Genomic DNA, 15,316 nt, shown 5'->3' with positions numbered 1-15,316 from the left:
GTGAAACTAAAATTGAAGAATTTTAAGCCAAATAATTTATGGTATGCCATCTGTTCAAGCTCGGTCACTTTTACATGGTTGGTGACAAGCTCTGTCGTGCAGGCGAGTGATTTACAAATTTATGCTTCACCTACAGCGGGTAAAAAAACCATTGTGATGATGTTGGATACATCAGGAAGTATGACCAACAATAGTTATGGTGAAAACCGGTTGGCCATGCTTAAAAATGGTATGAATGCTTTTTTAGCCAGCAATAATCCTATTTTGAATGATACTCGTGTGGGCTTGGGAAATTTCTCTGCAAATGGTGATAGCCGAAGTGGGCAAGTTTTAGTGGCTGCTGCTCCTTTAGGAGATGCAAGTACTTTAAACACAGTGGGTTCTCAGCGTTATAAATTAAAACAGGCCGTTGCAAATTTAACTGCTGGCGGGTCAACACCTTCGGCACATGCTTATGCAGAAGCTGCCGCTTATTTGATGGGTACAACAACCTATTCAGAGGCGAATTATGCTATCCGAAAAGATAGTTATATAAAGCGTGTGCGAAAATCTGATAATAGAACGGAATACTCATATTGCACTAGTTATCGTGACTCACAAATTGATACAGCAAATCTATGGCAGCCTTGTCGCTCTACAAATTATTGGAGTAGTTGGTCAACCTCTAATCCAGGTGTAGATACAGCAACAGCCTATGATACTTCATCGGACTGGACCTATTCTTATACTTATTACTACACCACTTTTAATTATGCGATAGCAAATGCAGACAGCGGTATCCCAAAATCAAAATCAAACGATACAGCTAGCAATCCGAATATTGTTGTAGATAGAAATGCCTCTAACTTAAATGCTATTTACCAATCTCCTTTGCCTGCGGTGGCCAATCGCCAGAGTTGTGATGGGCAAGGTATTTACTTTTTATCAGATGGCGAACCGAACAATACAACAAATACGCGTTCGGCAAGTGTCATGTCGACCGCTTTAGGTAGTACTTTTGGGGCTGATTTTACTTGTTCTGGAGGTTTGTCTAACACTACAGCAGACTCTGGTTGGGCCTGTATGGGAGAATTTGCGAAGCGACTATTTGATAAAACAAAAAACCCAGCTGGAGTTTCTATTCAAACAGCGTTTGTTGGTTTTGGTAGTGACTTTTCTAGTTTAAGTTCTTCTGATGTAAAAAATGCCTGTCGTTTAAGTTCGAGAACCCAATCTGACCGTAAAAGTGATGATAATTGTTCGCCGAATCAGACCACAAATGCGGTCGCTGCACCTGGTTATGGAAATGGAGGTTTTTTCCCTACCCAAAGTGCGCAAGGTGTAACAGACAGCGTTATCGCATTTATTAATAACTTAGATAAAGTTCCTTTAGAACCCTTAACTACAGGTGCTATCTCGGTTCCTTATGATGCATTAAATCCTAAAAATTTACAGGAATATGGTTACTTACGTGCTTTTGAGCCAAACCCGGCTAACACATACTTAACATGGCGAGGAAATTTAAAGAAATATCATGTTGTTTTATCGGGAACAAATGCTGGTGCTTTTGAAGCTAGTACTGGTGGATTAGTCTACAATGTAAGTGGGGCTTTTAGGACAGAAACAAAAGACTATTGGAATAGCTCTACTTATAATGATGGAGGTAAAGTCTTTTTTGGTGGTTCATATGCAAAAGTTCCTTTACCAATTGCTGGACAAAATGAAACACGTGATGAAGAAGGAAATATCACAAAATATTATTACGCAGTACAAACTAAAATCCGCAACTTATTTACTGATGTTTCAGCCGTTGCAGCGGATGGTAGCTTAACAAAAATATCGACTTCTGGAACTAATTTGCTAAGAATTCCTGCTGCTCCACCAGAAGGAACTAATCCTTTTGATAATGTGGCTAATACAGCAAGTTATGTTTTAGGAAAATTTGATGCCTCAACTGGACAAGATATTTTAAAAGCTTTCCCGATTAGCTTGAAATTAAAAATATTAAATTATTTAGGTTACTCAACTGATATTAGCGCTACGACTTTACCTTCATCTTTGGTTACTCCGAATGAACCGTATTTATCGATGGGCGGTAGTATTCACTCTTTACCAGTACAGCTTACCTATAATGGAACATTAGATGAAAATGGGAATTTAACATCTGCGCGTGAACAATCCATTCTCTATGGAACGATGGAAGGTGGTTTACATATTGTGGATGCCTCAACAGGGGTAGAACAAATGGCTTTTGTTCCCGCTGATATATTAAATAATCCTGTTGCATCAAAAGCTTTAGTTGTTGGCCAAAGTGATGCTACAGCTCCTGCTCACGGTATGGATGGAGCTTGGGTATCTGACCCTGCATATAGTATTACTACAACGGGAAGCGGTAGCTCAGCAGTATCAAAAGTAACTGCAAAGCAAATGAATATTTATGGTGGCATGCGAATGGGGGGCAGCAGTTATTATGGCTTAAATGTCTTAAATCCTGCTTCACCTAAACTCCTCTTTAGAGTAGGAGCAGACCAAACTGATTATAGTCGTATGGGGCAGAGTTGGTCTAAACCTGTACTTGCAAATATACGTTATAACGGGGTGATTAAACGGGTCATGATTGTTGGTGGTGGCTACGACCAATGTTATGAAAACCCAAATATTACTTTGAGTAATTCTTGCTTTACGAATGGAAAAGCAAAAGGAAACGCTGTCTATATTATTGATGCTAAGACTGGGGAACGCTTATGGTGGACGAGTGACACAGGCTCTAGTGTAGATAATTCTAATATCAAACATAGTATTGTTAGTCGCATTAGTACTTTAGATCGAGATGCTGATGGTTTGGTAGACCATTTATATTTTGGCGATTTAGGCGGGCAAATTTTCCGTATCGATCTTAATAATAACCAGACAAAAACAAATTCAACTTATAGCAGTTTCGGTATTCGAGTTGTTCGATTAGCGAATTTAGCGACGAATGACTCAACTTATGATGCCTCGAACGACTATACCGCTGGGAATGCGCCGCGTTTTTATGAACCGCCAACAGTGACAATTCACGATTACGGAATCCGCACTTTTATTACTGTCGGTATTGCTTCAGGTGACCGTAGTACACCTTTAGATGTTTACCCGCTTACAGGTCGTGAGGGGATGTCACCGAGTACGGCATTAAGCGGAAGACCTGTAAACAACGTTTATGGAATTATCGATAAAGACTTTATTAAAAAGAATTTAATGTCTTTAACGGATAGCCAGCTTGAAACGAAAGATATTACTCGATCGACGTTTCGAAAAAATCCACAAATTTTACGATCTGGAGAAACACGCGTAGCACAGATTTTCTTTCCCAATACGGGGACGGGACAAAACGGTTGGTATCGCTCACTTTCTAGTATGAGCGATGGCACAGAGAAAGCTAATAATAGTTTCCGTATTAAAGGAGGTCTCAAAGCTTTTGAAGAGCCTATGGCAATTACAGGGACTTTAATTGTGCCTGTTTATGACCCACAGGGAACAGGTATTGTAGCGGCAGACCCATGTTTACCCCGTGTAGTAGGTGAAACTGACCAGCAGACGTTCTGTTTACCATTTGGCGCCTGCCTTAATTCTGATGGGTCAATCGATCAAAATAAAGAGAATGGAAGTGGATTCAGAACACAAACTGGTACTAATTGCCCAGTAGGAGCTTCTGAATGTAATAAAAACGTTATTGGCTCAGGTATTCGCGGCATAGCATTTGTTCCAAAAAGAGATGAACCTCCAGTAACTAATAGTTGTGGAAAATTACAACTGTCTGGAAACGAGAGTGGAACTGGCGAGTGGCAATGTACAAGTCACTTAGTTCCTGCGCGCTGGTATGAGCGTTATCGTTAAGGGATGACTGATGAATAAATATTATATTCTGCGTTTTAATCAGGGTGTTACCTTGATTGAGCTCATGGTTGTCATCGTGATTGTCGCTATTTTTGCTTCAATTGCTATCCCTTCATATCAAAGTTATAGCCGCAGAGCGACTGCCTCTGCTGCTAAAGGTGAAATTCTAAAATTGGCAGAACAGTTGGAACGACATAAATCCAAGAACTTTACTTATAGAGGATTTACGACCACATCTGTAACTTTGCCACGGGGTGGTTATACGATTGAAATTAGTGATGATACGACGGCAGGAAATTTATTGACGAATGCTGCTGCAAATGGGCAAACATGGGTCATTAAAGCGACAACTACAGATTCCAGAAACTTTAATTTTATTGCTAAGAATTCAGGTTTGCGTTGCCAAAGTTTAACAGCTACGGCTGTTGATAATGACTGTGGTGGAACAGTCACTTGCAATGTATGTGAAACAAATAGTGAGAATTGGCAATGAAGAATGGTTTTACCTTAATAGAACTCATGATTGTAGTAGCAATAATTGCAATTTTAGCAGCTATAGCGACACCTTCATATTTGCAATATTTACGTAAAGGGCATCGTACAGCTGTTCAATCTGAAATGATGAATATTGCCCAAACATTAGAATCAGAAAAAATGGTTCACAATCGTTACCCATCAAATGCGACTATTACTTCGATTTATGGCTCTAATGTAAGTCCTCAACAAGGCCAAGCCTTATATAACTTAGCTTTTGCCAACATAACTGATTCAAACTGGGTGTTAACTGCTACGCCTATTGCTAATACTTCTCAAGCTGGTGATGGGATCATTTGTCTTAATGATCAAGGACAAAAATTTTGGGCAAAAGGTGCAGCGAATTGTGCGTTATCTGCCGCATCAAATTGGCTACAGTAATTTTAAATTCAAAACTGCGGATAACTCAAAAAATAATCTTTCTTTCAGGGCGAAAATCACGTAGAATGTCGCCCTCTATGAAAGGGGTTTGAAGTGTTGCCGATGGTCGGCGCAGGGATAATCCGTAAGAATTATAAGGCTTTTATCATGGTTGTTATTCGTTTAGCACGTGGCGGCGCAAAAAAACGTCCATTCTATCAAATCGTTGTGACTGACAGCCGCAATGCACGTGATGGTCGTTTCATCGAGCGTATCGGTTTCTTTAACCCGACTGCACAAGGTCAAGCAGAAAAACTTCGTTTAGATGCAGACCGTTTTGCTCACTGGGTTTCTCAAGGTGCTCAACCTTCTGAACGTGTTGCTTCTTTAGCTGCTCAAGCTAAAAAAGCTACTGCATAATTTTTTGTAGTAGGTAGCCCATGACATCAACACAGAATGTTCCCGAAGATCGTATTCAGATTGGACAGTTACGTTCAGCTTATGGATTGAATGGGTGGCTCTGGGTGTATTCAAATACAGAACCTATGAGCAACATGTTTGACTACCTGCCTTGGTACATTGAGACCAAGGCCGGTTGGCAAACAATAGATGTAAAACGTTGGAAACCACATGGCAAAGGCCTAGTTGTTGCTTTGAAAGGTGTGAGTGATCGCACAGGGGCAGAAAACTTGGTTGGCGCTAATATCTGGATTGCTAAGTCTCAACTGCCAAAAGCAGATGTAGATGAGTACTACTGGTCAGATTTAAAAGGCTTAACAGTGTTTGGTCTGGATGATGAAGAGCAGGAAGTAAACTTAGGAAAAATTCATGAATTGTTTGAAACTGGAGCTAATGATGTGATGGTGGTACATGCTACCCCAGACAGCGTTGATTCAGAAGAACGCATGATTCCTTGGCATAAGGATGTAGTACAACGTGTTGATCTTGAAGCTGGTCGTATTTACGTCAATTGGGGCGTAGATTATTAATCCTTTTAGGATTAATACAGCAGGAAAATAGAGGAGTCTGTGATGTTTTTTGCAGTCATTACGCTTTTTCCTGAAATGTTTGAAGCGATTACAGCCTACGGCATCAGCGGACGTGCGGCAAAACGAGATATTGTACAAGTTACTTGTATTAACCCTCGTGATTTTGCTGAGGGAAACTACAGAAGAGTGGATGAACGTCCATTTGGTGGTGGCCCTGGGATGGTAATGATGGCTGAGCCTTTGGCGAAAGCAATTGCGCATGCCAAACAGCTTGCCTCACAAGCAGGACATGTTCATGTTCCTGTGGTGTACATGTCTCCACAAGGCAAAACTTTAAATGAACAAGCAGTACAGCAGTTTGTTGATTACGACGGCTTAATTGTACTGTGTGGACGTTATGAGGGAGTGGATGAGCGTTTGATCCAGCATTATGTTGATCAGGAATGGTCAATTGGTGATTACGTTTTATCAGGTGGTGAACTGCCCGCTATGGTGTTACTTGACAGTATTATTCGCCGTTTGCCGAATGTAATGTCAGATGAACAGTCGGCAATACAAGATTCTTTTGTTGATGGTCTTTTAGATTGTCCACAATATACAAAGCCAGACCATTTTGAGGGGCTGGATGTACCAGAAGTTTTAAAATCTGGACATCACGGTAATATCGAAAAATGGCGTTTTTTGCAGCGTTATCAACGAACTTTAGAACGTCGACCAGAGTTGACTGAGAAAGTAGAGTTGAATAAGCAGCAGAAAAAATGGCTAAAAGATGCACAAGAGAGCGGTGGTAATTCTTAACCACTATTCTCAGGAACGGAAGTTCTGCAAAAATACGAGAAGCAATGCTTCGAGTTAAAGCATGATTCTATTTAATGAATAGTTTTGTGTATATTCTAAGGCTCTTTATAGACATTTTGTCGTAAAGGGAAAGATAAACGGGTTGATATGCGCTTTAGCCTCTATCCCCAGCGGAATTTCAGACCTCTTCTGACTCCGCACATATTGGAGATTCCCACAATGAGTGGTAAACATCCTTTAGTTCAAGCTGTTGAAAATGCACAGTTAAAATCTGATATCCCTGCTTTTGCTCCTGGTGACACTGTTATTGTCCAAGTTAAAGTAAAAGAAGGTGAGCGTGAACGTCTTCAGGCATTTGAAGGTGTTGTAATTGCTAAGAAAAACCGTGGTTTGAACTCTGCGTTCACAGTACGTAAAATTTCTAGCGGTGTTGGTGTTGAGCGTGTATTCCAAACTCACTCACCAGTTGTTGCTAAAATCGAAGTGAAACGTCGTGGTGACGTTCGTCGTGCTAAACTTTACTACCTCCGTGACTTGTCTGGTAAAGCTGCACGTATTCGTGAAAAATTACCAGCTCGTAAAGCGTAAGCTTATCGCGAGTAAAAAAATGCGCCTTTTGGCGCATTTTTTGTTTTAAAAAATTACAGTCCTTGAAGTTTCAAACGGTTTGCATGTTGACGGTAAACCGAGACCGGATCTGAAGCAAAAATAGAACGTATCCCCAGCACTTGATTCACTTCATCTAAATGATTCCAGTTGTAATCATCACGAATTGTTTTACCAAATTTGGCACTGCATCGGGAAACTAGTCCATCATTATCACCAAATGGATCGATCACTAAGCTACTGCCTGTAAGAGCAATATCAAATGGATCTAATGGATTGGTTAAGGCTTTATTTCCAGAGAAAGAATACATATAAATGCCTTTCTCTTGATATGCTCCCTCACCACAAGAAGTGATTGGTACACCCATAGGGAACTGAGCATTAAACTGAGCTGAACCTTGAGTTGATAAACTATGCGCACCTGCTAAAGAGTCATGCGGATAGCTAGTCGGATCTAGACCTCCTGCCCAAGTAATCGCTGCTGAAAACCAATTTACTAACGTTGCCAGTCCAGACAGAGGAGTACCCTCAACGTTCAGAATGACATCTGCCATTGGTGATCCCTTATGAGGCGCACCAATCGTGGTAAGTGAGGCAACTTTTTCTGGCATGATACCGGCTACATAGCGAATTGTTGGACCCCCATGGCTATGACCGATTAAGTTGACTTTAGGTTTACCAGTAATGGCAATAATCTCTTCTACTTGCTGGGCAAGTTGTTCTCCACGCACTTCTGTTGAGTTAAATGGTGAGACCCTTGTAGCCCAGACATTTCCTCCATTACGGGCAAGATCAGGAAGAATTTGGTACCAGTAATCGAGACCAAGCGTATCTGTTCCAATTCTGTTAAAACCCGCCATACCATGATTAAAAACCATTGGATATTTTGTTTGCGCGTAAGATGAATAAACGAACGAGCTTTTAACTTGTTCAGCATTTGTTGCATGGGCCGCTGAAATACTCAGTCCTGAGAGCATTGCAGCGCAGAAAAACATTAACTTCCTTTTCATTTTTTACTCACTATTTTTATTTTGTATGAAAAGCAGCTTCTTACTGCTAGTGAATGTTTAGCCAGTTCCAAAAAAAGGAAAGGCTTAGTAATTAAATGGCAGCTCACCTCCCTGATCATGGACCGTTTCAAAAGTTCGAAGTCTTAGTTGTTCTTGTGATGAATTGAATTGTTGTTGACGTAACTGTTGAATAGCTTGATTTTTGGCGCTATCACTCATGTTACTTTTAATAATTTCATCTCGACCATCGAGATAACTTGTGACCCTTTGTTGCCAAGCATTCCGCTCTGTATCTAAAGTTTCTAATCGTTGAGTCGCCTCTGCTCCAACGAGTGCTGTACGCATCTGTCGAAGTTCTTCTGCTGAACCCTTACGAGCTTTAATTTGTTTGGTCAGGGTATGTAAATCATCAAGTTTAGAAAGTTCTTGCAGGTTTTGCTGCCAGTCTTCTGGAAGTTCCTCAAAACGTTCTTTAAGTTTTCGTGCTTTTTCAATTTCGCTTAGAGAAGAGTCTTCGAGTATCTGCATTCGATCTAGCGTATAGTTCTGATAGATATCTTCGCTCGAGAAAAGACCTTCAATTTCAGAAGTTGAAAAGAAACGTTTTCTAATATCTTGAATTGAATTAAAGATCTTTTGAAAATAATTTTTATCTTGTTGTTTTGCTGAAGGCGTTTGGATTTGAGCAAGTTGTTCACGATATTTTAAATAGCGGGCCCATAAATCCATAATCTGTGAGCGTGCTGGTTCTAAATATTGTCCTTGAATAAATTTCCCAAAGTGATTTTTGATCTGTTCTAAATCGTTTTCGCCATATTGAGTAATAAAATATTCAAAGCAGTCGCGTGTTTGACTGTTAACGACTAAATGCTGGGAACTATCAATTTTTAACTGGCAGTTAACTTCAGTGTCTTGCTGACTTTTACTATGATAAGCATCTTCATTTAACGATGAATGATCTGTGGATGGGGCTGATGCTAAGTTTTGAGCTGTATTTTCACTGACTTGGGCTGATGTATTTTTTGAGTCAGTACTTAACCAATAGACACATGCAATGAGGCTCAAAATAAAAAAACCGAGCACGCACCACAATACCTTCTTCTGCATCCCTTGCATAAAGATATCTTCCTTAAGTTTTAATTTGTTGTTTTTTTACTCGATCATTAATGTGCCATAAAATAAGTGAAAAGGCACCTAAATATTGTGAAAATATCTTGCCGAATTTGCTAACATGTCGGCACTTTTTTCTAGCTTTGTGTTCCAGTAAAAATGACGACAAAAAATCAAAAAATTTCTCGTCGCCATATCAGTGGTGTATTTCTATTAAATAAACCATTAGGGCTCAGCTCAAATGCGGCTTTGCAAAAAGTGCGTTGGTTATATCGCGCCCAAAAAGCAGGTCATACTGGAGCTTTAGACCCATTGGCGACAGGTTTACTCCCGATTTGTTTGGGAGAGGCCACCAAGTTCTCACATTATTTGCTGGACTCAACAAAGCGCTACCAAACTACTGTTCGATTGGGGCAAACCACAACGACGGGTGATGTGGAAGGGGAGATTCTACAAGAACGCTCTGTTCCTGTTCTTAACCCAGAGCTTATTGAACAAACCTTAGAAAAATTTAGAGGTGATATTCAACAAGTTCCGCCGATGTACTCGGCTTTGAAAAAAGAAGGCAGACCATTATATGAGCTTGCCCGAAAAGGTATTGAGATTGAGCGTGAAGCACGCCCAGTCACAATTTATGCTTTAGAGCTCATTGAATTTACCGAAAATAGTATCACTCTGGATGTCACTTGTTCTAAAGGAACATATATTCGTGTACTCGGTGAAGATATTGGTGAAGCACTTGGTTGTGGTGGGCATTTAACGATGCTAAACCGGACTCAAACAGGACATTTTGAGCTTATTCCGAATTATACCATTGAATATCTGGAAAGCTTAACTGAAGAGCAAAGAGAAGCATTGTTACTTCCTGTTTATGCTCCAGTTGACCATTTCCTAAAAATTCAAGTTCCAGAAGGACGTGAAAAATATTTTTGCAACGGTTTAGAAAGCAATATTGAGCATTCTGCAGAAGCAGAAGTTTTGGTGTTTTCGGGTGAGCGCTGTTTAGGCTTAGCTGAGATTACTGATAAAAAACGGTTGGTACCTAAGCGTATCTTAAATTTGTAGTAGATGTAGAGTATAGAGCATGGGTATGGAATGGGATGTTATCCTTAGTTTGATCTTTTTTGCGTTTACTGCGGGAGCAATTGATGCTGCTGTAGGCGGCGGTGGACTCATCCAGATTCCCGGTATCATGAGTACTTTTCCGAACATGCAGACTGCAACGGTTATTGGTACAAATAAATTATCTTCAATCTTTGGTACTGCATCTGCAGCTTATACTTTTGCAAAAAGAGTAAAGTTGCAATGGAAGCTTTTAGCCGTTATTGCTATTTGTGCACTGATTAGTTCTTTTGCTGGTGCGGCTTGTTTATCGTTAATTCCCCAATCGGTATTACGTCCTTTTGTGTTTGTAATGTTGATTGTAATAGCCATCTATACCTTAATTAAAAAGAACTTTGGTCAAGTCCATACAGAGCAAAAAATTACCAATAAAATGTTAATTTTGGCTGCTATTGGTAGTTTGGCGATTGGTTTTTATGACGGTATTTTTGGTCCGGGTACCGGTAGCTTCTTTATCTTTTTCTTTATCCGTTTTTTACAAGTTGATTTTTTACATGCCTCAGCTTTGTCAAAAATTGGTAATTTTATGACAAACTTGGCTGCACTGAGTTTCTTCATTCCAACAGGTCACGCTATTTTGCATATTGGTTTGATGATGGCGGTAGCTAACGTGCTTGGCTCTATTGTTGGGGTGCGTACCGCGCTTAAATATGGTAGTGGTTTTGTCCGTATTATCTTTTTAATTTTAGTCAGTATTCTAATTTGCCGTTTGGGCTATCAAATGTTTGTTACAGGTTAAATAAGATAAAAAAGTATGAACTGATCTTAAAGAGCAGTTCATACTTTTTATGTATCCTTCATAATTTAAAATATAAAAATCATTACAGAAACTTACTAGAAAGAAAACTGTGTAAAAAATAGTCTCATTTTAAGCTACTTAAATATTATAAATTTCAACGTATGATAAACCTTGAAATAAAAAAGATTTTTTAGCTAAAAATGAGGAAGAGAATGAATATTTTCGAAGCATTAAGAGAAAGCCATGAAAATCAACGCAACCTTTCTGAGCAATTAATCCAGACACATGGTTTAACCGAAGAACGAAAAGAATTATTTGATGCATTAAAAAATGAACTTTATGCCCATTCAGTTGCTGAAGACCGTTATTTATATATTCCTTTAATGTTTGATGATGTCGGTTTAGATATTACGAGACATGCTTTATCCGAACATCATGAAATGGATGAGTTGGTTGAACAACTTGAAAAAACCGATATGAGTAGCCCAAGCTGGTTAGCAACTGCCAAACAGTTGAGTGAAAAAGTTCATCATCATTTAAAAGAAGAAGAGCATAAATTTTTTCAACAGGCGGGAAAAATTCTTAAAGATAGTGAAAAAGAAACACTCGGTAATAAATATTTAAAGGAATATAAAAAGTATAAAAAGCAGCAATAGTATTTAACTATGCTACTTTTTTAGTACTTCTTAAAGTAACGCCAATTGATGCCAACATTACACAACCTAAAGCCACCCATTGCAGCATGCTGATTTCTTCGTGAAGCAATAAGAAACCCGTTAATGCTGCCAATGCTGGTGCTAAACTCGTTAGGGTGCCGTAAGTTAATTTAGTAAGTTGTTTGAGTGCCATTAAGTCGAGTGCATATGGAATAGCCGTCGCTAAAACTGCAATAAGTAATGCTTTACCCCAGTACTGCGTCTCAAGTAATGCAGGAGCATTATGCCAGATGCTAATCGGTAGTAAGGTTAGGGCAGATAATCCAATTCCAATGGTTAAAGCGTGCATCCCTATATTTTGGGTCACAACTTTCTGACCAAAATAAATATAGAAGGCCCAGCAAAATCCAGCACCTAGCGCGCAGGCAGCACCGACGTAGGAAAAGTGGTGTTGCGTTGGGTCTTGCCAAGGCACCATCAGTGCAATACCTAACATCGCGAATGCCACCCAAATGTAGTCACTCTTTTGTTTAATAGAAAGTAGAGCTAGACCTAATGGACCAATGAACTCTAGGCCCACAGCAATTCCTTGAGGTAATTTTCCAAGCGACGTATAGAATAAAATATTCATGAGGCCCAAAGACGCGCAGTACATCAATAAATCACGCCATTTTAAATAGGGTAAGCGTGTCCAGATTTTCCATGAGCGGAACATTATAGCGACAATGACCGTTGCAAAGCTCAGCCTTAAAACTGTAACAGTGAGAGGGTCTAATATCGCGATGAGTTGCTTAGCAAATGAAGCGCTGATTTGATATGAGACCATCGACAGAATCATATATAGCACAGCAATAATGGGAAGATTCTGCATGGAAATACCCTAGGGCCTCATCTAATATTATTTAAAACGAACAAGGGTTAATTATAGCGAATCCCATGTTTTAACTCGTGGTTTTAGTCGATTTAACTTACTGTTTTTTCACGTTCCTGACGTGCTTTTTGGGTGGTTATGGTACAACCGACCGAAGCTGCAATAATTGTTGCAAGTGCCAACCATTGATTCCATAACAAATACTCACCTAAAATGATAAAACCAGAAAGTGCAGCAACTGCAGGCTCTAGGCTCATCAATGTTCCGAAACTTAAGGGCGTTAAATTACGTAAGGCTAGCATTTCTAAGGAAAAGGGTAATGCGCTGGCTAAAATTGCCAAACCAATAAAATAAAAAAGATAAGGGAGTTCGATAACTTGACCTATTGAGCCTGAGAAAAAAGTAATGGGTAATAAGATGCATGCGCCCACACTCATTCCTAAACACACAGTGTGATTGCCAGATATACCTGAAGGTTTTTGTCCAGCAATAATATAAAGTGCCCAACATGCGCCAGCACTAACCGCAAATAACACTCCGATCCAATCCAGACTATGAGCCTGATTGAAAGGGAAAAGTAAAATGAGGCCAACAATCGCTAAACAGACCCAAACAAAATCATATTTTTGGCGTGCATGGTATAAGGCTACACTTAAGGGGCCAATAAATTCAAAAGCAACTGCAATACCAATGGGTAACCGTTCAATTGACAGATAAAAAAGTGCGTTCATTCCTGCAAGAGCAAAGCCATACGCTAAAATAGCTTTCCAGCGGACCTGACTAAAATTAATTCGCCAAATTCTAAAAATAAAGGCAAGAATAATTGCACCTAAGCATAAGCGCATTGCTGAAACGGTAAGGGTGGGAAAGCTCTGGAACAGAAATTTAGCTAAAGATGCGCTGCTTTGTACGCTCAGCATAGCGAGAATAAGAAAACCCAACGCATGTAGCTGAGATTTCTGGTTCGAACTGGACATTTTATTATTTGATCGATTGGTATACTTTTCACATGATAATGTAAATGTCCATAAAAAAGCCACAGACAATGCTGTGGCTTTTAAATTTACAGTTCGTATTAGAACAATACGCGCACGCGAATTGTACCTTCAACTTCATGCAACATATCTAAAGCTTCGTGAGAAGCAGAAGCGTCAACGTCCATTACGAGGTAACCGATGTCGCCTTTAGTCATGAGTGATTGACCAGAAATGTTGATGCCTTGTTCAGCAAACAAGTTGTTGATTTTAGACAATACGCCCGGTACGTTTTTGTGAATGTGCAATAAACGGTGTTGGCCAGCAGTCAACGGTAACGCGATTTCTGGGAAGTTTACCGCAGAAAGTGTCATACCTTTGTCAGAGTAAGCAACAAATTTCTCTGCAACTTCTAAACCGATGTTTGCTTGCGCTTCCATGGTTGAACCACCAACGTGAGGAGTCAAAATCACATTGTCTAAGCCACGAAGTGGAGAAACAAACTCTTCGCCATTTGCTTTTGGTTCTTTAGGGAATACGTCAACCGCTGCACCAGCAATATGACCAGATTTGATTGCATCTGCTAAATCTTCAATCACTACACATGTACCACGTGCAGCATTTAGAAAGATTGCGCCTTCTTTCATTTTTGCAAATTGTGCTTTAGTGAAGAAGTTGCGTGTAGATGGAACATCAGGCACATGTAATGTAACTACATCAGCAGTCGCTAAGAGTTCGTCTAATGAACCAACTTGGCGAGCATTACCCATTGGTAATTTAGTTACTGCATCGTAATAAATCACATGCATACCTAAGCTTTCAGCAAGAACAGAAAGCTGAGAACCGATGGAACCGTAACCTACAATACCTAAAGTTTTGCCACGAGTTTCGAAAGAACCGACAGCAGACTTGTCCCAACCACCACGATGACAAGCCGCCGATTTTTCAGGAACACGGCGAAGAAGAAGAATTGTTTCAGCAAGTACAAGCTCTGCAACTGAACGCGTATTTGAATACGGTGCGTTGAATACAGGAATACCACGTGCCATTGCTGCTTTAAGATCAACTTGGTTTGTTCCGATACAGAAACAGCCCACTGCGATCAATTTATTTGCAGCTTCGAAAACTTCTTCAGTCAATTGGGTACGCGAACGAATACCAATAAAGTGAGCATCTTTAACAGCTTCTTTTAGCGCTTCGCCTTCAAGAGCAGTTTTGCGATAGTCAATATTGGTGTAACCCGCAGCGTTTAGAGTATCGACTGCGTTTTGGTGAACGCCTTCTAACAAAAGGAAACGGATTTTATCTTTAGGTAGTGAAAGATGTTGGCTCATTACGGCTCCGCTACAAAGGCCAAATTTGGTGGCGCTATCATAACATAATGGTCGGTACTATAGATATTTCGTTTGCGCCATCGTCTTATGGCAATTTTATCTATGTCTAATCACTTCTATTTATGGCTTGTGAGTAATTTAGAATAGGTTTGGTATGGAATTTAAATACGATTTTTCTCTGAAAGTCCCATAGAAAAGCATTTATTTACGTTAAACATGTTTTGTAGTGACAGTATCTCTATTCTGAACTTTATCGCTTGAGCTGTTGCATGTAGAATATAGGAGTTCCTTGAACATTATGGCTTTGCTCAGGTGAAAACCCTGAAAATATGAAGTCATAGTCCCACCATAGTTTACT

The 15,316-nt window shown here is 39.8% G+C and carries 15 protein-coding genes; 10 read left to right on the top strand and 5 right to left on the bottom strand.

Annotated features, from left to right (window positions below):
- The 7 genes from F968_RS02085 (at position 1) to rplS (ending at position 7,124) form a co-directional block, all read left to right on the top strand.
- Positions 1-3,855 (top strand): PilC/PilY family type IV pilus protein, encoded by a 3,855-nt coding sequence (locus tag F968_RS02085; RefSeq protein ID WP_004789781.1) that lies wholly within the window; start codon positions 1-3, stop codon positions 3,853-3,855.
- Positions 3,856-3,865: 10 nt separating this feature from the next.
- On the top strand, positions 3,866-4,348 hold the full coding sequence (locus F968_RS02080; RefSeq protein WP_004789780.1) for a type IV pilin protein: 483 nt from the start codon (positions 3,866-3,868) through the stop codon (positions 4,346-4,348).
- Positions 4,345-4,770 carry a type IV pilin protein gene (locus F968_RS02075; RefSeq protein WP_004789779.1) on the top strand — a complete coding sequence of 142 codons (426 nt, stop codon included), beginning with the start codon at positions 4,345-4,347 and terminating at the stop codon, positions 4,768-4,770. Before F968_RS02080 ends, F968_RS02075 begins: the two co-directional genes overlap by 4 nt.
- Positions 4,771-4,917: 147 nt before the next feature.
- Positions 4,918-5,169 (top strand): 30S ribosomal protein S16, encoded by a 252-nt coding sequence (rpsP, locus tag F968_RS02070; protein WP_000260334.1) that lies wholly within the window; start codon positions 4,918-4,920, stop codon positions 5,167-5,169.
- 20 nt (positions 5,170-5,189) lie between these two features.
- Entirely contained in the window at positions 5,190-5,738 is a 549-nt protein-coding gene (gene rimM / locus F968_RS02065) for a ribosome maturation factor RimM (RefSeq protein ID WP_004789777.1), read from the top strand.
- Between the two features lie 42 nt (positions 5,739-5,780).
- Positions 5,781-6,536: a tRNA (guanosine(37)-N1)-methyltransferase TrmD gene (gene trmD, locus F968_RS02060; RefSeq protein WP_004789774.1), complete on the top strand. Its 756-nt coding sequence runs from the start codon at positions 5,781-5,783 to the stop codon at positions 6,534-6,536.
- Between the two features lie 219 nt (positions 6,537-6,755).
- The gene (gene rplS / locus F968_RS02055; RefSeq protein WP_004789772.1) at positions 6,756-7,124 is read left to right on the top strand and encodes a 50S ribosomal protein L19; all 369 of its coding nucleotides are present in this window, start codon (positions 6,756-6,758) and stop codon (positions 7,122-7,124) included.
- Between the two features lie 53 nt (positions 7,125-7,177).
- Here the strand turns inward: rplS and F968_RS02050 are convergent, their stop codons facing one another.
- Positions 7,178-8,119, bottom strand: a complete 942-nt coding sequence (locus F968_RS02050) for a lipase family alpha/beta hydrolase (RefSeq protein ID WP_081399461.1) — start codon at positions 8,117-8,119, stop codon at positions 7,178-7,180.
- A 117-nt stretch (positions 8,120-8,236) separates the two neighbouring features.
- Positions 8,237-9,268 (bottom strand): lipase secretion chaperone, encoded by a 1,032-nt coding sequence (locus F968_RS02045; RefSeq protein WP_004789768.1) that lies wholly within the window; start codon positions 9,266-9,268, stop codon positions 8,237-8,239.
- Between the two features lie 153 nt (positions 9,269-9,421).
- Here F968_RS02045 and truB point away from each other — a divergent pair, with 153 nt between their 5' ends.
- The 3 genes from truB to F968_RS02030 all read left to right on the top strand — a co-directional run bounded on the left by truB (position 9,422) and on the right by F968_RS02030 (position 11,779).
- Entirely contained in the window at positions 9,422-10,327 is a 906-nt protein-coding gene (gene truB / locus F968_RS02040; protein WP_004789766.1) for a tRNA pseudouridine(55) synthase TruB, read from the top strand.
- Positions 10,328-10,346: 19 nt separating this feature from the next.
- Complete coding sequence (locus F968_RS02035; protein ID WP_004789764.1) at positions 10,347-11,123, top strand: sulfite exporter TauE/SafE family protein; 777 nt, start codon at positions 10,347-10,349, stop codon at positions 11,121-11,123.
- A gap of 212 nt (positions 11,124-11,335) precedes the next feature.
- Complete coding sequence (locus tag F968_RS02030; RefSeq protein ID WP_001019905.1) at positions 11,336-11,779, top strand: hemerythrin domain-containing protein; 444 nt, start codon at positions 11,336-11,338, stop codon at positions 11,777-11,779.
- A gap of 7 nt (positions 11,780-11,786) precedes the next feature.
- Here the strand turns inward: F968_RS02030 and F968_RS02025 are convergent, their stop codons facing one another.
- The 3 genes from F968_RS02025 to serA form a co-directional block, all read right to left on the bottom strand.
- Positions 11,787-12,650 (bottom strand): EamA family transporter, encoded by an 864-nt coding sequence (locus F968_RS02025; protein ID WP_004789762.1) that lies wholly within the window; start codon positions 12,648-12,650, stop codon positions 11,787-11,789.
- Between the two features lie 92 nt (positions 12,651-12,742).
- A complete protein-coding gene (locus F968_RS02020) occupies positions 12,743-13,627 on the bottom strand; it encodes an EamA family transporter (RefSeq protein WP_004789761.1) in 885 nt (294 codons plus the stop codon).
- A 98-nt stretch (positions 13,628-13,725) separates the two neighbouring features.
- Positions 13,726-14,958 (bottom strand): phosphoglycerate dehydrogenase, encoded by a 1,233-nt coding sequence (gene serA / locus F968_RS02015; protein ID WP_004789759.1) that lies wholly within the window; start codon positions 14,956-14,958, stop codon positions 13,726-13,728.
- Positions 14,959-15,316: the final 358 nt, after the last annotated feature.

The organism is Acinetobacter sp. NIPH 817, from assembly GCF_000368405.1.
Classification (GTDB): domain Bacteria; phylum Pseudomonadota; class Gammaproteobacteria; order Pseudomonadales; family Moraxellaceae; genus Acinetobacter.
Note: the sequence above shows the minus strand (reverse complement) of the source record. Positions and strands in the feature narration are given on the sequence as shown.

Bases quoted from the DNA above. Each gene is read 5' to 3' on its own strand.
- F968_RS02080 (WP_004789780.1), top strand. From the start codon at position 3,866: ATGAATAAATATTATATTCTGCGTTTTAATCAGGGTGTTACCTTGATT.
- F968_RS02075 (WP_004789779.1), top strand. From the start codon at position 4,345: ATGAAGAATGGTTTTACCTTAATAGAACTCATGATTGTAGTAGCAATA.
- rpsP (WP_000260334.1), top strand. From the start codon at position 4,918: ATGGTTGTTATTCGTTTAGCACGTGGCGGCGCAAAAAAACGTCCATTC.
- rimM (WP_004789777.1), top strand. From the start codon at position 5,190: ATGACATCAACACAGAATGTTCCCGAAGATCGTATTCAGATTGGACAG.
- trmD (WP_004789774.1), top strand. From the start codon at position 5,781: ATGTTTTTTGCAGTCATTACGCTTTTTCCTGAAATGTTTGAAGCGATT.
- rplS (WP_004789772.1), top strand. From the start codon at position 6,756: ATGAGTGGTAAACATCCTTTAGTTCAAGCTGTTGAAAATGCACAGTTA.
- F968_RS02050 (WP_081399461.1), bottom strand. From the start codon at position 8,119: ATGCTCTCAGGACTGAGTATTTCAGCGGCCCATGCAACAAATGCTGAA.
- F968_RS02045 (WP_004789768.1), bottom strand. From the start codon at position 9,268: ATGCAAGGGATGCAGAAGAAGGTATTGTGGTGCGTGCTCGGTTTTTTT.
- truB (WP_004789766.1), top strand. From the start codon at position 9,422: ATGACGACAAAAAATCAAAAAATTTCTCGTCGCCATATCAGTGGTGTA.
- F968_RS02035 (WP_004789764.1), top strand. From the start codon at position 10,347: ATGGGTATGGAATGGGATGTTATCCTTAGTTTGATCTTTTTTGCGTTT.
- F968_RS02030 (WP_001019905.1), top strand. From the start codon at position 11,336: ATGAATATTTTCGAAGCATTAAGAGAAAGCCATGAAAATCAACGCAAC.
- F968_RS02025 (WP_004789762.1), bottom strand. From the start codon at position 12,650: ATGCAGAATCTTCCCATTATTGCTGTGCTATATATGATTCTGTCGATG.
- F968_RS02020 (WP_004789761.1), bottom strand. From the start codon at position 13,627: ATGTCCAGTTCGAACCAGAAATCTCAGCTACATGCGTTGGGTTTTCTT.
- serA (WP_004789759.1), bottom strand. From the start codon at position 14,958: ATGAGCCAACATCTTTCACTACCTAAAGATAAAATCCGTTTCCTTTTG.